20 protein-coding genes are annotated in these 23312 nt (G+C 60.7%); 5 read left to right on the top strand and 15 right to left on the bottom strand.

Annotated elements, in window-relative coordinates:
• Window positions 1-77: 77 nt before the first annotated feature.
• The gene (locus LIX91_RS23230; RefSeq protein ID WP_003416851.1) at window positions 78-833 is read right to left on the bottom strand and encodes a 5-oxoprolinase subunit PxpA; all 756 of its coding nucleotides are present in this window, start codon (window positions 831-833) and stop codon (window positions 78-80) included.
• 155 nt (window positions 834-988) lie between these two features.
• Between LIX91_RS23230 and LIX91_RS23225 the strand changes: the two genes are divergently transcribed.
• Window positions 989-1906: a LysR family transcriptional regulator gene (locus tag LIX91_RS23225; protein ID WP_003410683.1), complete on the top strand. Its 918-nt coding sequence runs from the start codon at window positions 989-991 to the stop codon at window positions 1904-1906.
• Window positions 1907-1918: 12 nt separating this feature from the next.
• Here LIX91_RS23225 and LIX91_RS23220 read toward each other — a convergent pair whose 3' ends face one another.
• On the bottom strand, window positions 1919-2854 hold the full coding sequence (locus LIX91_RS23220) for a LysR family transcriptional regulator (protein ID WP_046237454.1): 936 nt from the start codon (window positions 2852-2854) through the stop codon (window positions 1919-1921).
• A 157-nt stretch (window positions 2855-3011) separates the two neighbouring features.
• On the opposite strand from LIX91_RS23220, the gene LIX91_RS23215 reads away from it, so the two are divergent.
• On the top strand, window positions 3012-3416 hold the full coding sequence (locus tag LIX91_RS23215) for a RidA family protein (RefSeq protein ID WP_003394156.1): 405 nt from the start codon (window positions 3012-3014) through the stop codon (window positions 3414-3416).
• Window positions 3417-3435: 19 nt separating this feature from the next.
• Here the strand turns inward: LIX91_RS23215 and LIX91_RS23210 are convergent, their stop codons facing one another.
• The 5 genes from LIX91_RS23210 to LIX91_RS23190 all read right to left on the bottom strand — a co-directional run bounded on the left by LIX91_RS23210 (window position 3436) and on the right by LIX91_RS23190 (window position 9572).
• A complete protein-coding gene (locus tag LIX91_RS23210; protein ID WP_226489249.1) occupies window positions 3436-3777 on the bottom strand; it encodes a hypothetical protein in 342 nt (113 codons plus the stop codon).
• Window positions 3778-3909: 132 nt separating this feature from the next.
• Window positions 3910-5160 carry a thiolase family protein gene (locus tag LIX91_RS23205; RefSeq protein ID WP_226489248.1) on the bottom strand — a complete coding sequence of 417 codons (1251 nt, stop codon included), beginning with the start codon at window positions 5158-5160 and terminating at the stop codon, window positions 3910-3912.
• A complete protein-coding gene (locus LIX91_RS23200; RefSeq protein WP_180301176.1) occupies window positions 5157-7043 on the bottom strand; it encodes a feruloyl-CoA synthase in 1887 nt (628 codons plus the stop codon). Before LIX91_RS23200 ends, LIX91_RS23205 begins: the two co-directional genes overlap by 4 nt.
• A gap of 183 nt (window positions 7044-7226) precedes the next feature.
• Window positions 7227-8675, bottom strand: a complete 1449-nt coding sequence (locus LIX91_RS23195) for an aldehyde dehydrogenase (RefSeq protein WP_226489247.1) — start codon at window positions 8673-8675, stop codon at window positions 7227-7229.
• 66 nt (window positions 8676-8741) lie between these two features.
• The gene (locus LIX91_RS23190; RefSeq protein ID WP_003401024.1) at window positions 8742-9572 is read right to left on the bottom strand and encodes a p-hydroxycinnamoyl CoA hydratase/lyase; all 831 of its coding nucleotides are present in this window, start codon (window positions 9570-9572) and stop codon (window positions 8742-8744) included.
• Between the two features lie 210 nt (window positions 9573-9782).
• Between LIX91_RS23190 and LIX91_RS23185 the strand changes: the two genes are divergently transcribed.
• The gene (locus LIX91_RS23185; protein ID WP_226489246.1) at window positions 9783-10271 is read left to right on the top strand and encodes a MarR family winged helix-turn-helix transcriptional regulator; all 489 of its coding nucleotides are present in this window, start codon (window positions 9783-9785) and stop codon (window positions 10269-10271) included.
• Between the two features lie 30 nt (window positions 10272-10301).
• Here the strand turns inward: LIX91_RS23185 and LIX91_RS23180 are convergent, their stop codons facing one another.
• A complete protein-coding gene (locus tag LIX91_RS23180; RefSeq protein ID WP_226489245.1) occupies window positions 10302-11624 on the bottom strand; it encodes an OprD family porin in 1323 nt (440 codons plus the stop codon).
• Window positions 11625-11952: 328 nt separating this feature from the next.
• Between LIX91_RS23180 and mhpT the strand changes: the two genes are divergently transcribed.
• A complete protein-coding gene (gene mhpT, locus LIX91_RS23175) occupies window positions 11953-13173 on the top strand; it encodes a 3-(3-hydroxy-phenyl)propionate transporter MhpT (protein WP_226489244.1) in 1221 nt (406 codons plus the stop codon).
• A gap of 652 nt (window positions 13174-13825) precedes the next feature.
• Here the strand turns inward: mhpT and LIX91_RS23170 are convergent.
• From LIX91_RS23170 to LIX91_RS23160, 3 genes are all read right to left on the bottom strand, one after another.
• Entirely contained in the window at window positions 13826-14773 is a 948-nt protein-coding gene (locus LIX91_RS23170; protein WP_226489243.1) for a transporter, read from the bottom strand.
• 84 nt (window positions 14774-14857) lie between these two features.
• Entirely contained in the window at window positions 14858-15625 is a 768-nt protein-coding gene (locus tag LIX91_RS23165) for a coniferyl-alcohol dehydrogenase (RefSeq protein WP_100071785.1), read from the bottom strand.
• An 86-nt stretch (window positions 15626-15711) separates the two neighbouring features.
• Window positions 15712-17193 carry a benzaldehyde dehydrogenase gene (locus LIX91_RS23160; RefSeq protein WP_046235138.1) on the bottom strand — a complete coding sequence of 494 codons (1482 nt, stop codon included), beginning with the start codon at window positions 17191-17193 and terminating at the stop codon, window positions 15712-15714.
• Window positions 17194-17472: 279 nt separating this feature from the next.
• Between LIX91_RS23160 and LIX91_RS23155 the strand changes: the two genes are divergently transcribed.
• Window positions 17473-19236, top strand: coding sequence for a sigma-54-dependent Fis family transcriptional regulator (locus LIX91_RS23155; protein ID WP_226489242.1), 1764 nt, complete (start codon window positions 17473-17475; stop codon window positions 19234-19236).
• 50 nt (window positions 19237-19286) lie between these two features.
• Here LIX91_RS23155 and treS read toward each other — a convergent pair whose 3' ends face one another.
• The 4 genes from treS to LIX91_RS23135 all read right to left on the bottom strand — a co-directional run bounded on the left by treS (window position 19287) and on the right by LIX91_RS23135 (window position 23215).
• Window positions 19287-21350 carry a maltose alpha-D-glucosyltransferase gene (gene treS, locus LIX91_RS23150; RefSeq protein WP_226489241.1) on the bottom strand — a complete coding sequence of 688 codons (2064 nt, stop codon included), beginning with the start codon at window positions 21348-21350 and terminating at the stop codon, window positions 19287-19289.
• A 164-nt stretch (window positions 21351-21514) separates the two neighbouring features.
• Window positions 21515-22084, bottom strand: coding sequence for a substrate-binding domain-containing protein (locus LIX91_RS23145; protein WP_230412643.1), 570 nt, complete (start codon window positions 22082-22084; stop codon window positions 21515-21517).
• Window positions 22081-22380, bottom strand: coding sequence for a LysR family transcriptional regulator (locus tag LIX91_RS23140; protein ID WP_003400996.1), 300 nt, complete (start codon window positions 22378-22380; stop codon window positions 22081-22083). Before LIX91_RS23140 ends, LIX91_RS23145 begins: the two co-directional genes overlap by 4 nt.
• 229 nt (window positions 22381-22609) lie before the next feature.
• Window positions 22610-23215, bottom strand: coding sequence for a DJ-1/PfpI family protein (locus tag LIX91_RS23135; protein ID WP_226489240.1), 606 nt, complete (start codon window positions 23213-23215; stop codon window positions 22610-22612).
• Between the last annotated feature and the right edge of the window lie 97 nt (window positions 23216-23312).

Genomic DNA, 23312 nt, shown 5'->3' with positions numbered 1-23312 from the left:
TTTCTTGAAATCGTTGTAGAACGGCAGGCAAAAATCAGTAACACGGCTCGTGCGTCTGTGCACACGATGCCTTTTATTCAACGCGGTGCACGCACCTTGATGCCCGCAGCGTCGAGCGCCAGGCGTGTCGCTTCTGCGAGGTCAAGCGCGCCCGGCGTGTCGCTGTGCAGGCAGATCGAATCGAATTCGATGCTCAGGTCCTCACCCTCGACAGTACGCACCAGACCTTGCAGGCACGCGCGCACCACGCGGGCTGCGACTTCGGTCGGGTCCAGGGCGCGTACGTGACGGGTGAAGACGATGGAGCCGCTGAGGTCGTAAGCGCGATCAGCGTAGAACTCGCGGATCACCGGCTGGCCCAGCTCCTCGGCGATCTTGCAGATAACCGAACCGGGCATGCAGTAAAGCAGCAAATCAGGCTCCAGGCGCTGCAGGTTTTCCACCAGCAGGCGGGCTGCGGCTTCGTCTCTGGCCAGGTGCATGTACAAGGCACCATGGGGTTTGAAATGCTGCAAGGCCACGCCCTGAACCCGCGCCAGCTCGCGCAGGGCGCCCAGTTGGTAGAGCATGTCGTCGACCAGCTCCTGGGGCGTCGAGTTGATATGCCGGCGACCAAAGCCGACCAGATCGCGGAACCCCGGGTGTGCGCCGATGGCAACGCCCAGGCGTTTTGCCTGCTCGATCGTGCGGCGCATGGTGCCAGGGTCACCCGCATGAAAACCGGTCGCAACATTGGCGGAGCTGATATAGGTCATCAATTCAGTATCGACGCCGTCACCAATGGTCCACGCGCCAAAGCTTTCACCCATGTCCGAGTTGAAATCCACCTGCATGGCTGTTGCTCCTGTGGCTGGCCGGACAAGGGGCTATCCGGCTTCATGCAAACCACGTTAAATTCAGTCGCACCCCTTGGGTAGATCTATTAACAGATACGCTATCTTCTGAAAAACAGATACCCCGCCCGGTAGAACCTCTGTCTGGAGTGCTTATGTCCCTGACCCTGCGCCAGGTCCGTTATTTCGTGGCAACTGCCGAGATCGGGCAGATATCGCAGGCGGCCATTCACCTGAACATTTCCCAATCGGCGGTCACCACGGCGATCAAGGAACTGGAGGGCATGCTCGGCACCCTGCTGTTTCAGCGCTCGGCGCAGGGCATGAGCCTGACTGAAGCAGGCCGCCACTTTCTCAACAGGGCTTACGTCATCCTGCGCAGCGTCGATGATGCGCTGAACAGCCCGCTGCCCGATATCCGCGCCAGCGGCGTATTGCGCCTGGCCGCCAGCTACACGGTCATCGGCTACTTCCTGCCGCATCACTTACAGCGCCTGGAACACTGGCACCCGGACGTCGCCATCGAGGTGCATGAGCAGGAACGACAAGCCATCGAACAAGGCCTGCTGCAAGGTCGCTTCGACATGGCGGTGGTGCTGACGGCAAACATCACTCACCCGGATATCATCTCGGAAACGTTGTTCAACTCCGAGCGCCGCCTGTGGCTGTCCAGCCATCACCCACTGTGCCAACGCGCTTCTGTCAGCCTCGCCGATGTCGCGCAGGAGCCCTATATCCTGTTGACCGTCGACGAAGCCGAACAAAGCGCCATGCGCTACTGGGAACTGGCCGGGCAACAGCCCAACGTCAGAATCCGCACCAGCTCGGTGGAAGCCGTACGCAGCATGGTCGCCAACGGCAGCGGCGTGGCGATCCTTTCCGATCTGGTGCATCGTCCCTGGTCGCTGGAAGGCAAGCGTATCGAAACGATCACCGTCACCGACACGGTAACGCCCATGAGCGTCGGCCTGGCCTGGCACCGCGAACGTGAATTGAGCCCGGCCATGCAGGCCTTCCGCAACTATTTTCATGACGCATTTCTGGCCCCGCAGCAGCTGTCGGCACGGCGTTGAACTACCCGTACGCTATTGCTGATGGCGTGCCGGTGGCCGAGCGACAGGCGCATGCTCGGCCATCAGCTCGGTGATCCAGCCGATAAACACGCGGACCTTGATGCTGATGTGCCGGTTCGGCGGGAAGGCCACGTACATCGGCATGCTGTCCAGCTGCCAGTCTTCGAACAACGGGACAAGGGCTCCGCGCTCCCGATACGGCCTGGCCATGTAGTCCGGTAGCCAGAGAATGCCCATTCCGGCCAACCCAGCGGCAACGTAGGCATTGCCATCATCCACCGCCAGCGTATAGCGCCCCTGTACATGGACCTTTTCTCCGTCGCGGTGCATGGCATAGGGCAGCGCCTTGCCGGTGCGCGCCCACAGATAGCCGACGATGCGATGGGCCGAGTCTTCGAGTTCTTGCGGATGAACAGGCGTGCCCATACGCTGCAGATACTCCGGCGCGGCGTAAACGCCCAGTTGCAGGTCGCCCACCCGCCGCGCCATCAGCGACTGATCGGCTATTTCGCCACCGCGCACCACGCAGTCGACGTTCTCGCCAATCAGATCGACCATACGGTCGCTGACGCCCATATCGATCTGAATGTCCGGATAACGCGCATGAAAGCCTGGCAAGGCGGGCATCAGCAGCATGCTGGCCAGCGGGCTGGGCACGTCCACGCGCAATCGTCCTCTGGGCAGCGACGCTGCACTGGACAGACTGGTCTCGGCGTCATCCATGTCGGCCAGCAGCCTGACCACGCGCTCGTAAAACACCGCACCGTCGGCAGTCACATTGACCCTCCGCGTGGTGCGATTGAGCAGCTTGACCCGCAAACGGGCCTCCAGTTGCTGCACCAGTTGCGTCACGCTGGTCTTGCTCATGTGCAGCGTAGCCGCAGCCTTGGTGAAACTGCCGGTTTCCACCACGCGGGCAAACGCTTGCATTGCGTCGAAACGATCCATCCTCGCCCCCGCCTGTCTTGCCTCATCAGCCTATCGATTGTTTGGGTTTCCCAAACAGTGCTGAGTACGGTTGCTGGTTTATCGCGCTGACGCAAGACCCTACTGTGGCTTCAACGCTGATTTCAGCTTTCTTACCCAAGTGTTGATGGAGACACCCATGACCCAACGTGACGTCGTTTTTCCGGCTGGCCGCCAGGCGCTTTACGAGCGCAATCGCTATTCGCCCGCCCTACGCTCCAATGGTTTTCTGTTCGTGTCCGGACAAGTCGGCAGTCGCGAAGACGGCTCACCCGAGCCGGATCTGGAAAAGCAGGTGCGCCTGGCGTTCAACAACCTGAATGCCATCCTGCTGGCCGCCGGTTGCACGTTCGACGATGTGGTCGACGTGACGGTGTTCATTGTCGATCCCGAGGCAAGGTTCGAGCGGATATGGAAAGTGATTCCAGAGTTCTGGGGCGACGCGCCGCACCCGACCCTGACCGGCGTCGGTGTAACCTGGCTGTATGGCTTCGATTTCGAGATCAAGGTCATCGCCAGGCTGCCGGAAGCCGTCGAGCAATAACCGGGCGGCGCAGGTCCGCTCAGCGGCGAATCGGCACCACGCGCTCGCTTGCATCCGCTGCCAAAGGCTCTTCGAAATGCTGGAAGAACTGCCCGGACACCACATGATCGAGAAACTGCGCCTGCTCTTCGGTGGCCAGGCGTATCGGCGAGTAGCCGTCGGCATCGGGCACAGCGAAAAGGCGCGCCTTGCGTTCATGAGCCACCGCAATGAACGCCCGCTTCTCCTCGTCGGACATCGACGAAAAGCAATCGGAAAGATTTTCCAGCGAGCGCACCGCCAGATCCTGGTCGAGCTGCTTGTCATCCGTGAACATCAAATGCCAGACGAAATCGAAAGAAAGCTCAGCGAGGGCACGCATAGACGGGGTTCCCTGGGGTCGAGAGGTGCGAGATTCACCGTTCGCCACGATTCGGTCAAGCGCTAAAGGATGACCTGCGTGAGGCGTAGCGTTTAAAGCAGGAAAATGTCGCATTTGCGGGTATTTTCCTGGCTAGACACGGCTGGACGCATAGCGGGGATTCTCGATCAGCAGCGCCATGCCCTGCCCGCCGCCGACGCAGGCTGCAGCGATACCGTAGCGCAGGCCCGTATCGCGCAATTGCCGGGCCAGGGTCATGACCAGGCGCAGACCGGTGGCGGCCAATGGATGACCCAGGCCCAGTGATCCACCCAGGCAGTTGAGCCGCTCGTGGTCAAGCTCCAGCGTTTGTGCCACCGCCAGAACCTGAGCGGCCTGCGCTTCATTGATTTCCAGTCGACCGATATCGCTCAGTGCCAGCCCGCTGCGCTGTAACAGCAAGCGGATCGCAGGTGCGGGGCCAATGCCCATGAACTCTGGCGCGACACCCGTCACCGCGCTGGCCAGCAGATGCGCCAACACCGGTCTCGTCGATTGTGAAGCACGCCCCACCAGGGCCGCCGCCGCGCCATCGACCACCGCACAGCTATTGCCTGCGGTCTGCACCCCGTTCGCGTGAATGGCGCGCAGACGCGACAGCGCTGCCAGATGGGTCGCACGCGGATGGCTGTCCTGCGCGACCACTTCAACCCCTCGCGGCAACTCGATGCCACGCGGCTGATAGCCTTCCAGCGCAAAGCGCTCGCTGCTGACCGGGACAATTTCCTCGGTCCATTTGCCGGAAACCTGCGACTGCAGCGCCCGCTCATGGCTGAGCAAGGCATAGCGGTCCACTGCTTCACGGCTCAACCCATGCCGTTTGGCGATGTGGTCTGCCGTGGCGATCATGTCCATCGCCGGTGCAGGGTCATATAGCGCTTCCCAGAGAAAATCCTTGAACTGCACGGCGGCACCGAGCGAGAAGCCATTGCGGTGGGTATAGGCCGCGATCGGGTTGCGCGACATGGACTCGGCGGCGACGCACAGCGCCATCTGCCCGCCTTCGCCCACATGCAAGGCGGCCTGGCGCAACAATTCGAAACCGGTGGCGCAGATGCGCTGCACACCCAGTGCCGGAACGCTTTGCGCGACGCCGCTGTACAGGCCGATATGCCGGGGCAGCAGGTACGCATCGAAACTGGCCTGCGCCATCGAACCGGCCAGTACGCTGTCGACCTGATCCGGCTCGATGGCGGCCCGTGCCAACACCTCGCGGCCGACCTTGATACCCAGGTCGATGGGCGAGACAGCCGCCAGAGCGCCGCCCAGATCCACCCAGGGCGTGCGCACGGCATCGAAGATGGCCACGTCACTGAATGCCGAATACTGCCCGCCGCCACTCATGCCTTAGGCGCTGCACTGAGCTTGTCCGGGTCCTGATCACGGTACAGCGCTTCGACCTTGTCTGCGCGCCACTGCAGAACAGCGCGCTGGTTGATCGACCCCTTGTCGGTGATTTCGCCACGATCAATGGAAGCGGGCTGATCAAGCAGCACGATCCACTCCAGCCGGCTGGCGTTGCCGTTCGCGCCCTGATTCAGGCGCGCCAGCCAGTCGGCGAACCATTCGCGTACCGGCGCACTGGCCAGTACCTGTGCATCCGTGGCCTGTGCATCCAGCGCGGCCAGTTGCCGACACTCGTGCACCCTGGGAAACACCAGCGCCCCGAGGCATTCGCGGTCAGGCGCAGTGATGACCACATCCTGCACATACGGCGAGCCTTCCAGCACCGCGCGGTTGCGCATCGGTCCGACGCTGACGAACACGCCCGACGACAGCTTGAAATCCTCGGCCAGACGCCCGTCGAACATCAGGCCCAGTTCGGGTGCCGCAGGATCGGCAAGCTTGATTGCATCGCCGGAGCAATAGAAGCCGTTCTCGTCGAACACTTCGGCCGTCTGCTGCGGCGAGCGCCAGTAGCCCGGCATGATGTGCGGACCACGAAACCGCCCTTCGAGCTTGCCATCCACCGGCACCAGACACACTTCGCATCCCGGTGCGGGCAGGCCGATGTACCCGGCCATCGACAGGGGCCCGGTAGTAAAGGTGCAGGACGGCGCAGCCTCGGTCATGCCCAGCCCGGCCATCATGCGAATCCGCTCGCCGCAATGCTGCTCGGCCACCCGGTCAAGACGATCCCAGATGCTTTGCGACAGGCCGGCAGCGGCGAAGAAGAACAGCTTGATGCGTGAAAAGAATCGCTCGCGCAGCTCGGCGTCCTGCTCCAGTGCGCTGACCAGCTCCTCCCAGCCCTTGGGCACGGTCAGGTAAGCGGTAGGCGAAATTTCCTTGAGGTTGCGCAGGGTCTCGGCGAAGCCTTGAGCGGTGGGCTTGCCGTTGTCCAGATAGAACGTGCCGCCGTTGTACAGTACGATACCGATGTTGTGACTGCCGCCGAAGGTGTGATTCCAGGGCAGCCAGTCGACCAGCACGGGCGGTTCTTCGCCGAACACCGGGAACGTCTGCAACAGCATCTGTTGATTGGCACACAGCATGCGCTGGGTAGTCACCACCGCCTTGGGCAGTTTGGTCGAGCCCGAGGTGAACAGAAACTTGGCGATGGTGTTGGGGCCGCTGGCCAGGAAAGCGGCCTCGGCCTCGCTGCCACCTGGCTCTTCGAGCAGGCTGGAGAAGCTCAGCTGAGGCCTGCCATTGAGCTGTCCGCGTACAGTGATGACGGGCGTGTCCGTAGGAATGATCGCATCGATGGCACGCTGAAACGGCGCGGCATCGCTGACAAATACCAATCCTGGCCGCAATACGTCGCAGACGTGGCGTAACTTGGCGAAATCCTGAGACATGACCGAATACGCCGGTGATACCGGGCAGTAGGGAATGCCGGCGTACATGGCGCCCAGAGCGAGCTGCAAATGCTCGATGTCGTTACCTGACAGCAACGCCAGCGGTCGATCGGCGGAAAGGTCGTACGCCAGCAGGCTCTGTGCGATAGCGCGCACATCAGTCAGCATCTCGGCATAACTGACCTTGCGCCAGCCGCCACGGCTGTCGCGGGCGGCAATGAAGGTCTGTTGCGGACGCAACTGCGCCCAGTGCACCAGTCGGTCAAGCAGCCGGTCGGGCAATCGTGCCAGGGGCTCCAGGGAACGCATGTGCAGAACGCCCTGCTCTTCCCGCACCTCGATGGGCGGGTGGCCGATGGAGACCTGGCGGTAGCGCGGTTGATTATCTTCACTCTGCAGCGTTGACGATCTGATATCGGAACTCACGTGCGTTCTCTCCATCAAGGTACGCAGGCGCCAAACGCCATGCAGCGGTTCGGGCCAAGCGTTGCAGCACCAGGCTGCAGCCTTGTTATTGTTGTGCCTGACTCACCGGCGACACGGTCTTGTGCAAAAGACCGTTGCCGCCGGCCTGGAAGGGTTCAGATCGGAGGGTTCAGATCGGATGCCTCATATCGGATAGTGCCGTGCCCCGTTTTGCAACGTCACCCAGCGCAACTGGGTAAAGTGCTCGATCGAAGCCTTGCCGCCGAAACTGCCATAGCCACTGGACTTCACCCCGCCGAAGGGCATTTGTGCCTCGTCGTGCACGGTGGGTCCGTTGATATGGCAGATCCCGGACTCGACCCGCTGCGCAAGCGCCAGGGCCCGGCTGGTATCACGACTGAAAATCGCCGCCGAGAGACCGAACTCCGAATCGTTGGCCAGCCGCAACAGCGCCTCGTCACCGTCGCCGCGCAGCACCACGGCCACCGGGCCGAAGGACTCTTCGCGGTACAGGCGCATGGCATCTGTCACACCATCGAGCAGCGTCGGTTGCAGAATGCTGCCTTGCAGTTGCCCGCCAGTTACCAGCGTTGCGCCAAGCGCCACCGCGTCGTCGATCAAGCCCTTGATGCGCGTCCCGGCACCCACGTCGACCAGCGACCCGAGAACCGATTCACTGTCATCCGGATTACCGGCGCGCAAGGTTTTGATCTTGGCCGTCAGCTTGGCAACGAAGGCGTCGGCGATCTTGTGGTCCACGATCAGTCGTTCGGTGGACATGCAGATCTGGCCCTGATTGAAGTAGGCGCCAAAGGCTGCGGCCTCCACTGCTGCGTCGAGATCGGCGTCGTCGAGCACCAGAAACGGTGCCTTGCCACCCAATTCCAGCAGTGCCGGTTTCAGATGCCGCGCCGACAGCTCACCGACGATGCGGCCTACATGAGTGGAACCGGTGAAATTGACCCGTCGCACTGCCGGGTTGGCAATCAGGCGCTCGACAATCGCCGGCGCATCGGCCGGCGCGTTGCTGATCACGTTCACCACACCGTCACCCAGCCCGGCATCCTGCAGCACCTGGCCGAGCAGCCGATGCACGGCTGGGCTGAGCTCCGAAGCCTTGAGCACCACGGTATTCCCACAGGCGAGTGGCATGGCGATAGCACGCGTGGCAAGAATCACCGGCGCATTCCACGGCGCGATACCCAGGACCACACCGCAGGGCTGGCGCAGCGCCATGGCAAAATTGCCGGGAACATTGGAGGGGATGACATCGCCGGTAATCTGCGTCGTCATGGATGCCGCTTCGCGCAGCATGTTGGCGGCCAGCTGTACGTTGAAGCCGTACCAGTTGGCCATTGCTCCGGTTTCGCCGGCAGCGGCAATGAATTCAGCGCTGCGGGCCTGCAACTGCGCGGCAGCTTCGAGCAGACGCGCCCGACGCTCGCCGGGCACCATCGCCGCCCAGCCGGGGAACGCAGCCTGAGCGGCTGCGACCGCCGCATCGGCATCTTCCAGAGTCGCCGCGGCCACCCGCGAAACCACCTCGCCAGTCACCGGGTTGCAGCGTTCAAATGTACGTCCGTCACTCGCGGGGCACGACTGGCCGCCGATCAGCAGGGGCACGTCCAGCATGGTGATTCCTCTTTATTATCTTTATCAGGAACTACAGACTCGGTTTTAAAACTTCTGGATACCCGACTAGCGTTTGTAAGCTTCCAGACCAGGCTTGATGCTCTTGTCATCGAGGAACTGCTTCATGCCCTGCTCGCGCCCGCCTTCCTTGTCCAGCAGACGTGACTGGTCGAGCTTGGCGTACAGGTAATCTTCGTTCTGCTCCCAGGTCAGTTCGCGGCAGCGTTTGAAGCCGTGCTTGGCGGCGCGCAGTACCACCGGATTTTTTTCCAGCAGATTGTTGGCCAGATCGATGGTCACCTGACGCAGTTGCGCCAGCGGTACGCTTTCATTGACGAGGCCCATTTCAGCGGCCTTCTGACCGTTGAAGGTTTTGCCGGTCATGATGTAGTACAGCGACTGACGGTGGCCCACGGTGTCGGCCATGGCCTTGCTCACCAGGTTGCCGGGCGGAATGCCCCAGTTGATTTCCGACAGCCCGAAAGTCGCTTCATCGGCGCAGATCGCCAGATCACAGGCCACCAGCGGGCTGAAACCGCCACCGAAGCACCAGCCGTTGACCATCGCGATGGTCGGCTTGGCGTACATGCGCAACATCTTCCACTGCCACTGGGAGGCTTCGCGACGGATTTTTTCCTGAAGAATTTCCGGTCCGGCATCCACCTCGCGGAAGTACTCCTTGAGGTCCATGCCAGCGGTCCACGCCTCACCCGCACCGGTCAACACCAGAACGCCCGCATCGGGATCCTGCTCAAGGGTTTCCAGCACATCGATCATTTCGCGGTTCAGGGTCGGGCTCATGGCGTTGCGTTTTTCCGGCCGATTGAGGATGACCCACGCAATACCTTGCTCGATCTCGACCTTGATGGTTGACCAGCGGCCTTCATATTTGCTCATGGCGATGCTCTCTTGTTCTGGGCTTGAAGATGACTCAAAGCTAAACCGCAAATATAGTTATGTCAATTAACTGTTATTAATATTAATCAAAATCTCGGCACTCCGTCCGAACAGGCGGGTCACAGTCACTTAACCCCATAGCTATCGTTCGCCAACCTCGGCAAACTGATCGGCTGATTGACCCATCAAACCACAAGGACCGCATTTTCAATGGCCAAGCCATCTGACATCGCCGACGTTTGCCAGGCCCCCGTACAGGCTGCCGAGGCACGTTTGCCAACGGATTCTGCGCTGGATGATCTGATCGGTTATGCCATGCGCCGCGCACAGCTCAAGCTGTTCCAGAACCTGATCGGACGTCTTTCCGCACACGACCTGCGCCCGGCGCAGTTCTCGGCACTGGCGATCATCGAACAGAACCCGGGTCTCATGCAGGCAGACCTGGCCAAGGCGCTGGCGATCGAACCGCCTCAGGTCGTCCCGTTACTGAACAAGCTCGAAGAACGCGCGCTGGCCGTCCGGGTGCGTTGCAAGCCGGACAAACGCTCGTACGGCATCTTTCTCAGCAAAAGCGGTGAAACATTGCTGCGCGAACTGAAACAGATCGCCGTGGACAGCGACCTCGAATCCACCGCAGCGCTGGATCAAAAGGAACGTCAGGACCTGCTCAGGTTGCTGAAAAAGGTGTATCAATTGTAAACGGCTTCCCTGCCGTCAAAGCGGGGATAGTTACCAGAGCGGCAAGCTGTATTGCACGATGAAGCGTGTCTGGTTCTCGTCACGAAACGCTGCACCTGCCGGGAAGTCGTTGCGATAGATCGACTTGCGCGCCAGCAGCCCGACATTCTTCAGCGGACCGCTTTGTACAACGTAGCCCAGCTCCATCTGAAACTCACGCTCCTTGCGATCATCGGCATTGAAAGCGGCCAGCTCGATGTTGTCGCCGCGCACATAGCGCAGGCGACTGCGCAGCCCGACCAGCCCGATGGCCGTGAAGTCATAGTCGTAGATGGCTTGCCAGGTGCGCTCCTTGGCGTTGAGGAAGTCCGAGCTCATGGTCATCTCGCTCAACCCCATCAGCTCGGTGCCCGAGACATAAGGCGTCGCCGTGTCGCCACTGGAATGCATGGAGCCAAGGCTGACGCTGTGCCCTCCCCACTTGTAGCCAAGCAACGCGGACAGGTTCTGGTTGTCGACTTCGCCGGCTTTCGCGCTGCCGGTATCGCGGCTGAAAAAGCTGCGCAGGTCGGTGGTCAGCACGCCGTCGCCAATCGCCAGCTTGTGCAACAGGGCCAGGGTGTTCTGGGTATAGAGATCGTCTACCTCGGCGTGATACGCACGCAGGCTCAGGTCCTTGTCGACCTGATAATCGCCACCGGCATAAGCCATATGCGACGACGTTGCCGCACCATTGAAACGGCGGTTCGGTGAAGCGATGCTGATGGCCTGGTAGTTGCTGGAGTCACGCTTGTTGACCCGGTCGATGTAGCCCGCGTTGAGGGTCAGGTCATCAATGTCCTTCGAGGTCAGCGTGGTACCACGAAAGGTCTGTGGCAACAGTCGCGAGGGACTGGCGAAAGCGAACGGCAGGAAAATCGACACATCACCGGTCTTGACCGTGGTTTCGTGGAATTTCAGCTTGCCGGTCAGAGCCAGCCGCGAATACTCGTCAGCCGCCCGGCCATCACTGGCGGATACCGGCAACAGCTCGGTGCCGCTGCGGTCTGGCGAAGAATCCAGTTTCACCCCGACCATCGCTCGCGCGTCCAGTCCGAACCCTACCGGTCCCTGGGTAAAACCGGATTCCGCGTTCATGATGAAGCCCTGCGCCCACTCCCGAGTCGCAGTCTTGGCGCCATCATCCTTGTAATCGCGGTCCATGTAGTAATTGCGCAGCGTCAGGGTGCCGTGGCTGTCATCCAGAAAACCCTGCGCCTGTGCAGGGTCGGGAATGGCACTGATACCCAGCAGGCCCAGCGCGAGGCCACAACGTTTTCCACGAAAAAAGGGAGCTGACACAGCGCTTGCTGCATCATGAGCGAGCTTCGACATGTTCGGTGTCCACTTATTGTTGTTGTTTTTGGAGTCGGTCCGGCGCTTGATTGCAGGTCCGTGAGCAGAGAATTGAAAGATTCTGCGGCCACGTCAATCCGAATTGACCGATAATCGAACATTAATATTATTAACTACTTTATCAGTCGCTCGACATTCATCTTCTAACTCAATGTTTTTTAAAGACTAAGATTCATTTTTTACGAGCTTTTCGACCAGATTCAATTTTTAGTTATTTTTGTTACCTTGATAACTACCTGTCACAGCGCGTCGATTGGCGCTCGGGAACAGGCTTTTCTCCACAACAAAAACAACAATGAGGCTTGCCATGAACAGTCCGTTACGTCGATCGACGCTGACCATTGTCTTGTGTTTTATCGTTGCGCTCATCGAAGGCTTCGACCTGCAGGCTGCGGGAACGGCCGCCGCCGGATTGCGCCAGACCTTCGCCCTCGATCCGAAAATGATGGGCTGGGTGTTCAGCGCAGGGATCATCGGGCTGCTACCTGGCGCTTTCTTTGGCGGGTGGATTGCCGATCGCATCGGCCGCAAGAAGATTCTGGTGAGCGCAGTGCTGCTGTTCGGGGTCTTTTCGCTGAGCACTGCGTATGTCGAGAGCTTTTCCGGCCTGCTGCTGGTGCGCTTCATGACCGGCCTGGGTCTTGGGGCAGCACTGCCCAACCTGATTGCCTTGTGCGCCGAAGCCGTCAGTGAACGCCACCGCGGGCTGGCCATCAGCGTCATGTACGCCGGTGTTCCATTGGGCGGTGCTCTGGCCGCGGTTGTGGCCATGTTCACCAGCGAGCACTGGCAGACCACGTTCATCATCGGCGGTCTGGTGCCGCTACTGGTAGCTCCGCTGATGATCCTGTTGCTGCCCGAGTCCAGCGCTTTCAAACAGCAGACCACTGCTGACAGCGTTCGGCATTCAAGCGCCACTGCGTTGTTCGGCGAAGGCCGGGCGCGCACGACGCTGGCCTTGTGGCTCGGCTACTTCTTCACCCTGACCGTGATGTACATGCTCCTCAACTGGCTGCCTTCACTGCTGATCGGTCAGGGTTTCAGCAAACCGCAGGCGGGCATGGTGCAGATGCTGTTCAATATCGGCGGCGCACTGGGCTCGTTGCTGGGCGGGCTGTTGCTCGATCGCTGCAATGGCATCAAGGTCGTGCTGTTCGTCTATGCCGGTTTGCTCGCGGCGCTGGCAGGCGTGGGTTTGTCGGTTGGTATCGTCCCGATGGCCATTGCCGGGTTTGCAGCCGGGGTGTTTGTCATCGCCGCGCAGTTGGTGCTGTATGCGCTGGCCCCACCCTCCTACCCGACCTCGGTACGCGCCACCGGTGTGGGGGCTGCAGTGGCCATCGGCCGTCTCGGTTCGGTCGCAGGTCCGCTGGCGGCCGGGCAACTGCTGGGCGCTGGCGCCGGAACCGCCGGCGTACTGCTGGCCACCTCGCCAGGCCTGGTGATTGCGGCACTGGCGGCGATCACCGTGCTGTCCAGATCAATCACCGTCGAGAAGCGTGAGCTCAAGACTGCAGAGTCGAGCTGATCAGACGCTATGCCATCGTCCCCACGCTCTGCACCCACCGTTATGCACAAGTCGTGTGGGAGCGAGCTTGCTCGCGAAGAGGTCGGTACAGCCTCCAGAAATAGAGCGTTTGGACTAACGTCTTTGTGAGCTATGCGGATCGCCGCAACGGTCAGCCCCACAGATATCTGTACGCCGCATGATTCTGCGGTTTTGGCCCTTACTTTCCGGGCTTATCAGGACACACAGCGGTTTTTCTTTGTCAGGTAGATTGGGGTTCGACTCAGGTCACCTTTTCGCCCCTCGGCGACCTACTTTGATGGGGCCAAAGTAGGCAAATCCCTTCGCTCCGGTTTCCGGTCCGACTTCGTCGGGTTCCTTCGCCCTGTCACTGATCCGGGGGTCGCCGCAACGCGCCATCCATGGCACGGTGCGGCTAGCCTGGCGTCCTGCCAGGCTACCCCCGGATCAGCGCCAGGACTCAGCCGTCACTAACGTCGCACTCTGCGTCGTCAGCGCCATCGCGATCGCGATCGCGATCGAAAAGTACTCCTGTGGCAACGGCTAACGGCAAGTCATGCTGTTGCGCCGCACCTGAGAGGTGTAACGCAGAGCGTCACGAACTGCATTCCAACGCGGAGCGTTGGAACGATAGTCAAAATAATCTCATGCCTTACAGCTTGTGCAGAAAATTCAGCACCACCTTGTTGCCTTCGGTGCGGTTTTCCGCGCCCTGTTCGAAGTAGCTATTGACCGTCAGCACGTTCTCCTTGCTGAAGGCATACAGGAAGCCGGGTCCAATGGCCCATACCTTTTCCTTGCGACCACTGACATCGTGGCCGTCCACCTGGGTATCCGTGAACTGCTTGAGCCAGTAACCGTTGAGCCCCAGCGAGAGTTGCTCGTTAACTGCATATTGCAGAGTCAGGTTAGCGTGCAAAGCCTGCCCTGCCTGCGTATCGGAAACATTGCCAAACCCGGCTTGCGGGTCATCGTTCTTACCGTTCCATAAATACATGAAACGCCCGCTGGCCGACCATTTCGGCGAGAACCAGTAAGTCGCGGCGTAGTACGGGTTGAACGACCAGAAATTACTGCCGGGGTTGATCGAGCGATTGCGATCGTAGGCGCCGACCGGAATCGCAATGTCCGCCTCGACACGCTGGGTCAGCAGCGGGCTGCCATCGGCACGGGTGATCGTCGGCAGCTGCAGAAACGGACCGATGACCAGATCGCCGAAACCGGCGCGCGAACTCAGGGCGGTGTTGCCCAGACCGTCATCCACGTCGACATGCGCCAGCGACGTATTGATTGCGGTAATACCGGGCATAGCCCCATTGGCCATTGGCTGACCGACGTAGATGATCTGCGTGGTCACCGCCAATACATCCACATCCTGTTTGGGAAGTTGCAGTTTGTCGCCATTCACGTCATTGAAGCGATTGGCCTTGGCATAGTTCAGATACTCCTCCAGATACCAGCCCGGGCCCGCAGGCGCCGGGGAGCCGTCGTAGAAGCTGGTGTTGCCCAGATTAAGGCCGGGCAAGTCATAGGCGTATGCAGTCGATGACAAGGCGATGAATGATACGGTCGCAACGGTACGCAAGACAGACTTGGGCATCTTGTGATTCCTGTACTTATTGTTGTTGTTTTCAAGAGCCCCGGCGCCACGAACGCGTCGCCGGGGTTGCAACACGTGCAGCCATTACACGTAGGAAGCGGCCAACCCTCCATCTATCGGCAAGTTGACACCGTTGATCCAGCGCGAGGCGTCGGAACACAGAAACGCAATCACCTCGGCCACCTCATCGGCCAGCGCAGGACGCTTCATGTGCAGGCCATCGCGGGTGACCCGCTCCTGGCCAACCATGCTGACAAAATCGCCCAGAATCGGTGTGAACACCGGCCCCGGCGCGACGCAGTTGACGCGCACCGAATGATCGCGAAACCATTCCTGCGACTGCTTGAAGCTCCAGACGATCAGCGCTTCCTTGAAATACTGGTAGCAGGTTTCATGGGCGACCGGATTGGCCGCCAGCCACTCCTGCCCTTCGCTGTAGCTTTCGGTGGCGGCCAGCGCCTTGTGCAGCTCCAGCCTTTCCGGCCACTGCGAACCGAGTATCGACGCCACGTTGACGATACTGCCGCCCGACACGATGCGCGGCAACACGCGTTGGGTCAGGTGACGCAGCCCGAGGTAATTGACTTGGGCGACCGCCTGAACGGGCGCTGTGCCGGGTACACCGGCGATGTTGCACAGGCCGTCGATCTGCTTGGGCAAGCGCTCGATCAACGCGTCGATACTGCCTGGATCGGCAAGGTCCGCCTGGAAGAAACTGTCAACGGTCAGCTGCGGTTCATGACGATCGATGCCGATCACTCGGGCACCTTGGAAGCGTGCCACACGTGCCAGCTCAGCGCCGATACCGGATGACACACCAGTGACGATCAGTGTTTTGTTATTCAGATTCATAGTCACGCGCTCTTATTGTTGTTGGATCACGTCTTGCCGTTAAATCACATAACCCGCTGCAATGAAGCATGGAATATCAGTCAGATTCAGAATGGATAGGCCGGCGCCTGGTTCTTCACCGTCACCCACTGCCATTGGCTGTATTCATCCCAGTCCGAGGGGCTGCCAGCGCTGCTGCCGTTGCCCGACGCACCGCGCCCGCCAAACGAATTGACACACTCATCGGCCACCGTCTGATCATTGATGTGCAACATGCCGCACCTGAGTCGGTCGCCAAGCGCCGTCGCGCGGCCGATGTCAGGGGAAATCACCGCAGCTGCCAGGCCATACTCGGAACGGTTGGCCAGTTCGATGGCTTCCTCGTCGGTGGAAAAACTAACCACAACCGCCACCGGGCCAAATATCTCTTCGTCGAATGCGCGCATGCCGGGTTTCACGCCGCTGAGCACGGTCGGTCGATAGAACAGGCCTTCATACTCGCCACCGGTTTCCAGTTGCGCGCCGGCCTGCAGGCTGTCACTGACCACCTGATGCACGTGCTGCAATTGCCGTTTGTTGATCAGCGGCCCCAGAGCAGCCTCACCGCGTGCCGCGTTACCCACCGTCAGCGCCCGCGCCTTGTCCGCCAACTTGCGGGTCAGCTCGGTGACGATGGATTCGTGGACCAGGATCAGCCCGGTGGCCATGCAGATCTGCCCTTGGTGCAGCCAGGCACCAAACGCCGCATTGCTGGCGGCCAGATCAAGGTCGGCGTCTTCAAGAATCACCAGCGGATTCTTGCCGCCCAGCTCCAGCGACACTTTCTTCAGATTGCGACCCGCAGCCTCGGCAACCTTGCGTCCGGCACCAGTCGAGCCGGTAAAGGTGATCATCTGCACGTTGGTGTCGCGGCACAGCGCTTCGCCGGCATCGGCCGAACCCGGCAGCACGTGCAACAGTCCCTTGGGCAGGCCGGCTTCTTCGAACAGCCGGGCGATCAGGAAACCGCCGCTGATCGGCGTCTGTGGATCGGGCTTGAGCACGACGGCATTGCCGGCAGCAAGGGCCGGAGCGACCGAGCGCAGGGAAAGTACCAGAGGAAAATTGAACGGCGATATCACCCCCACCACACCGTGCGCGACACGCCGCGCATAGGACAGACGACCGGCCTGACTCGGCAGTATCAGGCCATGACCATGGGCCTGCGACAGCATCCCCGCAGCCTGACGCAACAACACGATGGTCTCGTTCACTTCGTGCTGGCCCTTTTGCAAGCTGCCGCCGGTCTCGCGGGCGACATACAGGGCCAGTTCATCGAACGCACAGACCGCATGATCGGCGGCCAGAAGAAATATGTCGGCCTTTTCACGTGGTCCCAGAGCCGCCCAGGCAGGTTGAGCCAGCGCAGCCTCACGGCAGGCAACGGCGATGTCCGCGGCATCGGCCATGGCGGTGTTCATCAATAGCTCGCCGGTCGCAGGCTCGATGACGGGCAATGAAGGAGACGAGGAAGGAATCCAGTCGCCATTGAAAACGCATTCGGCTTCAATCGCGCGTTGCAACAGAGGGGTGCCATCAGACGCTGACATATAAAGACTCCGGCTTTTATGGTTGTAATCGCCTGCCCCTTTTGTCGTGGGAAGCATGCGCCGTACTTACGTCAGAGCAAAGCCTGTGCCGGGATTGTAATCCGACCATCATGTCATCACTCAACCGCTTTGGAACGAGGGTTTGCGACGACCTTGCTGAAGTGTCGAGCCCCCTCAGTGAAAACTCTACGCGGACGCGCTTGTTCATTTGATGAAGTTATGTTTATTAATCAAGCCTCGATTTGATCATTTCGACCATCGCCCGGCCGAGGTACACCCATGAACAACCCTCACTGCGAGCTGCCCGATCACAGCGTTCCCACCGAGCATTTCTCGCCTCGCGGCGACAGCAGTCAAACGCACGCAGGCGGCTCGCCAACCGCCGAGGAATTGACCAGTTGCCTGTTCTTCTCGCCTGACGACGGGCGCATCTGGCTCAACGACCAGCGCATGTTGCTGCTGCACACCTCATCGTTCGGCACCCTGCGCCGCGAGATCATCGAGCGGCTGGGCCAGGAGCAGGCACGCGGGATGTTCACCCGTGCCGGGTACCTGTCTGGCGCGCGGGACGCCCGATTGATTCGCGAGCGCTGGCCACAGGCTGACGCCTCCTCGGCGTTTCGGGCCGGTACGCACTTGCATACCCTGGAAGGTATGACCAAGGTCGAGCCGTTGCACTTTAAATTCGACGCCGAGTCAGGGTTCTACGAAGGCGAGTTTCTCTGGCATCACTCGTGCGAAGCCGACGAGCATGTCGCGGCCTATGGTATCGGCCAGGACCCGGTGTGCTGGACCGAAATCGGCTACGCCACCGGTTTTGTCAGCGGCCTGTTCGGGCAGATGGTGGTTTTCCGCGAAGTCGAATGCCGGGGCATGGGGCATGTGAGCTGCCGTGTGGTCGGCAAAACCTCGGAACAATGGGGCGATGTCGAGCGCGACCTGAGCTACCTGAGAGCGGTCAACTCACCTGCTCCAGTGCACAGCGTCCCAACGCCAGCAGCGAGCTATGAGGCAAGCCCACCGACGGCCACCGACCAGCCGCTGGTCGGCGCAAGCGCTGCCTTCAATGCGGCCACCCAGGCCTTGCAACGGGTGGCGATGACCCCGGCAACCGTCTTGATCAGCGGTGAGTCCGGTGTCGGCAAGGAAATGTTCGCCCGCCAGTTGCACCAGCTCAGCCGCAACCGCGAAGGCCCGTTCGTGGCGCTCAACTGCGCAGCCATCCCCGACAACCTCATTGAGGCCGAGCTGTTCGGTGTGGAACGAGGGGCTTATACCGGGGCGACGCACTCCAGACCCGGGCGTTTCGAACGCTCCAACGGTGGCACGCTGTTTCTCGATGAGATCACTTCGCTGAGCCTTGCCGGGCAAAGCAAGCTGCTGCGCGCCTTGCAGGAACGGGAGATCGAGCGTGTTGGGGGCGTGCACGGCATCAAGGTCAACGTTCGAGTGGTGGCGGCGACCAACGTTGATCTGCGCAAGGCGGTGGCCGATGGCGATTTCCGTGAAGACCTGTTCTATCGCCTTAACGTCTACCCGATCACCCTGCCGCCATTGCGCGAGCGCCGCGATGACATCCCGTTGCTGATCAATTTCTTTCTCAAGCGCTTCTGTCAGGAGTACGGCAGGACGCCGGCCGGATTGACCATGCGCGCGCTGAAAACCCTGCTGGGTTATGACTTTGCCGGGAATGTGCGCGAATTGCAGAACCTGATCGAGCGCGGCCTGATTGCCAGTGATGAAGGCCAGGCCATCGATCTGGTGCATATTTTCCGCAACGAATCATTACCGCGGGATGCTTACTCGCTGAATCACCACGGCGCACTGCGTCAGGCATCGGCTGCGGGTGCACAACAGGCACCTGCTAGCTCCCTGCTGGATTCCCTTAATCAGTCGGATCAGGCGTTCTCCATCGACGATCTCGAACAGCGCCTGATCCAGGAGGCGCTGGACAAGAGCGAAGGCAACCTGGCGGCCGCCTCGCGCTTGCTGGGCCTGAGCCGCGCCCAGTTTGCCTACCGCCTGAAAAAGCGTCAGCCCTGAGCAGCCTGACTCAGCGGTAACGCGCAGCCGATCCGGCTGCGCGTTACACCTTACAGTGGCAAGGCGCTGACCACACGCAGGGCCAGCCCTTCGTAGGCGTCCAGGGTGATAGTGAACTCGCCCTGCTCGGTCAGATCGCCTTCAACACGCTCGTTGATGATGTCGACCACCGGACCCGGCGCGATACCGGGCAGTTGCAGCGTTTCGACGATGGTCTCGGCGCTGAAATTGAGCGCAGTGATCTGCGTGCCCTTGCCGGCCGGCAATTCATGGACCATGACCAGCAGCCCTGGATGCTCGACATCCGGAATCAGAATCTGGCGGCTTGCGGCGATGTCATAAGCGCGGCGCACAGCGAGAATTTTCTTGAGCTGCGAGGCAAACGAATCGGGACGCTGGAGCTGAGTGACCAGGCTGCCGTACAGCGTCTTGGGACGCGGCATGTCACCCGCAGAAAACTCGGCTTCCGGGTCCAGATCGACCAGATCGTAAGCACCGCGGTGAACCCAGCGCGTGTCGCCATCCTGCATCAGATGGTCGACCTGGTCGGCCGGTAGCGTCAGGGCACCGACAAGGTCCCAACCCGACAGAGCAAACACGCCCGGCTGCATGGCGTTGTACATCACCAGCAGCAAGTGGATGTGCTGGATCTGCTGAATGTCGGCATCGGTGATGGTGTTCAGGTCACGAATGCCCAGCGCTGCAGTGATGATGCTCGCCGTGGTGCAAGAGACGCCGTTGGTGACGAACTTGAGGTTGTACGGCGCATGTTCGCCGGACAGTTTTTCGTACATCTCCTCACGGATGTGCTCGCGCAGGATGTTGCCCGGGAACGTCTGGCCCTGGTAATGGAAAGTATCGTGGGCGTGCAGCGTCCAGAAGTGCACCAGTTCCAGGGTCAGTTCATCGTGGTTCTGCAAGGCATGGATCAACGAGGCCGGGTCGATGCCATAGGCATGTACCTGACGCAGCATCAGGCGCAGGAACTCTGTGGTGCCGGTCAGCAGCGCGTGCTGATAGGCCGGCCGGGTAATGAAGTCGTAGGAAAGATCCGCGCCACCCTGCCCCATGGAGGCAATGTCATCAATGGTCAGGTTCAGCTCCTGGAAGCTGAAGCCGCCCGCCTTGCGGATCGCACCGGCCAGAAGCTGGTTGCCGGTGATCGACAGTGGATGGCTTTCCGACCAGGCGGTGCCTTCGGCGCGACGTTCGACACCGAGGAAGCCGTTGGCGTCCAGGCGCAGCACCCGGGCGCCCATGACATCGATGGCGTGCAGCGCGTCACCGATGATCATCTGCTGCGCGGCAAAGCTGGGGTCCAGCCAGTTCAGGGAGGGCTGGCCGTCCTTGAAATAATGCAGGTAAGCCCAACGGCGGGCCTTGCCATCAACGCCCTGTACCACGTCAGTGGCGCTCCAGTCGGTTTCCTTGACCCCGGGCTCGAAGAAAATTACCCGCTGCAACTGGCCGACTATGTAGTGCTTGTCGCGCAGTTGATCCACCACATCGGGCATCAGGTTGACAGCATCGCGGCCCGCAGGCACTTCAGGCAACAGTTGCCAGTCTTCCTCACGGATCTCGACCATGTGGAACAGACCGGGGTAATCCTCATACGCCATCTCGGCCAGGCGGAAGTCTGCGCCCTTGCCGGTGTGCGATGGGATGATGTCGTCGATGATCACCGCGTTGTGCGCTGCGGCAATGCGCGTCAGGCTCAACAACTGCGCCTCGGTGCCCAGGTCCGGGTCGATGCCGAAACTGATGCGGTCGAAGTTGCCATCGATACTCGGCGTGCGCTCGCGACCCTGCAGTCCGCCGGACAGCTTCAGCGGCCCGTTGTGAATACCCTGAATGCCGATTTCCGACAATGCATGCCACAGTGTTTCATCACCCAGCGCTTCGAGCACCGAGCCGCCTTCGCGGGTGACGATGGAGGCCGGGTAGGCGGTAAACCAGACCGAGGCGATAGCGGAGGCGTCTCTGGGACGGGCAAGGGCGAAAGGACGCTGCCAGAGCCTGCCCTGCCCCGAATAGGTCTTGGCGCGCTGTCTTGCGGCGTTCAGCATCGATTGCTCGACCAGCCATTCCACGTACTGCTTGTCCGGTATCGTCATAGCGTTCAGTCTTCCTCTCGAATCGGCGACCTGAGACGCCCCGCGTGCGGAGCGTCCTGAATGTATTGCTTACGGATATGAGCCTTGCCGGCCCGATTCGTTGCATTCGTATCGCGTTCAAACGTTCGTTGAGGGCACTGTGACAGTGTTTTGTGACACCTCGGTCAATCAGGCCGAGTGTTCGAGGCCGGTGGTTTTTTCAGTGCCTGAACCACGGCATTGGCGGCGTTGGACAGCAATGAAGCAGGCCGCGCCACGACGCTGATCTGGCGCATCACGGTCAGCGGCAGCGGGATCGACTCCAGCTCGCGAAGCCGTTCGTTCAGCAGCGCGCTTGGCACAATCGAGATGCAATGGCGCTTGCCGACCAGGTCCAGCAGCGTTTCCAGGCAACTGAGTTCGCCACGTTGATTGAGCCGTACCTGTGCCGATGCCAGTTGCTGGTGCAGGCGGTCCACACCCGGATGCCGCCAGGCCACATAGCGCGACACCTGCGCAAGCTCGGCGAAACACTGCGCCGCGCCCTGCTTGCTGCGCGCCGCCACCAGTACGTAATGGTCCGACCAGCAATGGTGTTCGAGGTAATGCTCGTCCAGCACAGGGCCCGGCAGGATGAGAATATCGGCCACGCCCTTTATCAATGCGTCCAGCGACGGATGCTGTTCGCTGCGGTGCAGCACGTTCAGGTGGATATCGGGGTAATGATGGGCGAGAAAGTCCAGCGAGGCGCTCAGGCCGGTCTCGCGGATGTGCGAGTGGTAATGAATGGTGACGCTGCCACTGACCCCATTTTTTTTAGTTGTTCGAGCGTGGCCATGATATTTCCCAGGGTCTGGCTGATGACCTTGCCTTCAGGGGTGAGCGTGCAGCCTGTGCGGCTGCGAATGAACAGGCGTTTTTCGAAAAAATCTTCGACCTCCTTAATGGCATAGCTGATGTTCGACTGGCTGCAGCCCAGAATGGCGGCGGCCTCGGAGAACGAACCGTGCTGTGCAACGGTTTGAACGACTTTGAAGAAGTGGGTTTTCATGTGTCCTGCACTCTGGTTTTGCAAAGGTGGGTGCGGTCCTGCCGCTGAGCCAAAGGCTCGGGAATACAGGAAACCCCCGCCGAAACACCGAGCTGGCCGGTTTATCGGCTGTTCGAATGAATGTCTCAAGCGGGGGTAAGGCGGACGCTGGCTATCGCGTTGAAGCGCTGGCTATGCACATTTCGCGCACATAGCCTCTTCAGGGGTATCCGCAGCGCGACTGGATGACTCAGTCGTTCTCGGTCCAGTCGAAATCCATCTGCAGCGCGGTGCGTTCGGCCAGTTCACGGCTGTGCAGGCGCTCGACCAGGTGCAGGCTCATGTCGATGCCGGCAGAAATGCCTGCCGACGTCACGAACGAGCCCTCATCGACCCAGCGCAGCGTGCTGAGCACGTCCACCGACGGGAACATTTCCTTGAGGTCGTCGATGTCTTCCCAGTGAGTAGTCACTTGCTTGCCGGCCAGCTTGCCTGTTCTGGCCAGCAGGAAGGCGCCGGTGCACACGGCAGCGACAACGCGACCGGGCTCCGACTGATCGCTGATCCAGTGGATCACGTCGGATTTTTCCAGCTCGGCGGTCACCACGCCACCCGGGACGATCAGGCAGTCGACGGGCGGATGGTCGTTGATCGAGAAATCCGGATCGACCTTGAGCCCGGCGCGGGCACGCACCGGCGCCGTGCTGCGGCCGATGGTGAACACGTTGAACAACTGCCGGTCATCACGGCTATTGCGGGCGTGCATGCGGGTTGCGGTGGTGAACACTTCATAGGGGCCAGCGAAGTCGAGAACCTCGACGTCGTCATAAACGTAGATACCGATATTGAGTGGCACGAGTTGGCTCCAGGGCCTGCATGGCAGACCACTTGCATCATAGTGAGGGTTAAGCGGGTTTCAGCGGTGACACAGAGCAGATTACTCAGTAGCATCA

Origin of the sequence: Pseudomonas sp. B20, from assembly GCF_020515755.1 — a bacterium.
Taxonomy (GTDB): Bacteria; Pseudomonadota; Gammaproteobacteria; order Pseudomonadales; family Pseudomonadaceae; genus Aquipseudomonas; species Aquipseudomonas syringae.
Note: the sequence above shows the minus strand (reverse complement) of the source record. Positions and strands in the feature narration are given on the sequence as shown.

Excerpts from the sequence above, each read along its gene's own strand:
- LIX91_RS23230 (WP_003416851.1), bottom strand. The coding sequence starts at position 833 with ATGCAGGTGGATTTCAACTCGGACATGGGTGAAAGCTTTGGCGCGTGG.
- LIX91_RS23225 (WP_003410683.1), top strand. The coding sequence starts at position 989 with ATGTCCCTGACCCTGCGCCAGGTCCGTTATTTCGTGGCAACTGCCGAG.
- LIX91_RS23220 (WP_046237454.1), bottom strand. The coding sequence starts at position 2,854 with ATGGATCGTTTCGACGCAATGCAAGCGTTTGCCCGCGTGGTGGAAACC.
- LIX91_RS23215 (WP_003394156.1), top strand. The coding sequence starts at position 3,012 with ATGACCCAACGTGACGTCGTTTTTCCGGCTGGCCGCCAGGCGCTTTAC.
- LIX91_RS23210 (WP_226489249.1), bottom strand. The coding sequence starts at position 3,777 with ATGCGTGCCCTCGCTGAGCTTTCTTTCGATTTCGTCTGGCATTTGATG.
- LIX91_RS23205 (WP_226489248.1), bottom strand. The coding sequence starts at position 5,160 with ATGAGTGGCGGCGGGCAGTATTCGGCATTCAGTGACGTGGCCATCTTC.
- LIX91_RS23195 (WP_226489247.1), bottom strand. The coding sequence starts at position 8,675 with ATGCTGGACGTGCCCCTGCTGATCGGCGGCCAGTCGTGCCCCGCGAGT.
- LIX91_RS23190 (WP_003401024.1), bottom strand. The coding sequence starts at position 9,572 with ATGAGCAAATATGAAGGCCGCTGGTCAACCATCAAGGTCGAGATCGAG.
- LIX91_RS23185 (WP_226489246.1), top strand. The coding sequence starts at position 9,783 with ATGGCCAAGCCATCTGACATCGCCGACGTTTGCCAGGCCCCCGTACAG.
- LIX91_RS23180 (WP_226489245.1), bottom strand. The coding sequence starts at position 11,624 with ATGTCGAAGCTCGCTCATGATGCAGCAAGCGCTGTGTCAGCTCCCTTT.
- mhpT (WP_226489244.1), top strand. The coding sequence starts at position 11,953 with ATGAACAGTCCGTTACGTCGATCGACGCTGACCATTGTCTTGTGTTTT.
- LIX91_RS23170 (WP_226489243.1), bottom strand. The coding sequence starts at position 14,773 with ATGCCCAAGTCTGTCTTGCGTACCGTTGCGACCGTATCATTCATCGCC.
- LIX91_RS23165 (WP_100071785.1), bottom strand. The coding sequence starts at position 15,625 with ATGAATCTGAATAACAAAACACTGATCGTCACTGGTGTGTCATCCGGT.
- LIX91_RS23160 (WP_046235138.1), bottom strand. The coding sequence starts at position 17,193 with ATGTCAGCGTCTGATGGCACCCCTCTGTTGCAACGCGCGATTGAAGCC.
- LIX91_RS23155 (WP_226489242.1), top strand. The coding sequence starts at position 17,473 with ATGAACAACCCTCACTGCGAGCTGCCCGATCACAGCGTTCCCACCGAG.
- treS (WP_226489241.1), bottom strand. The coding sequence starts at position 21,350 with ATGACGATACCGGACAAGCAGTACGTGGAATGGCTGGTCGAGCAATCG.
- LIX91_RS23140 (WP_003400996.1), bottom strand. The coding sequence starts at position 22,380 with ATGAAAACCCACTTCTTCAAAGTCGTTCAAACCGTTGCACAGCACGGT.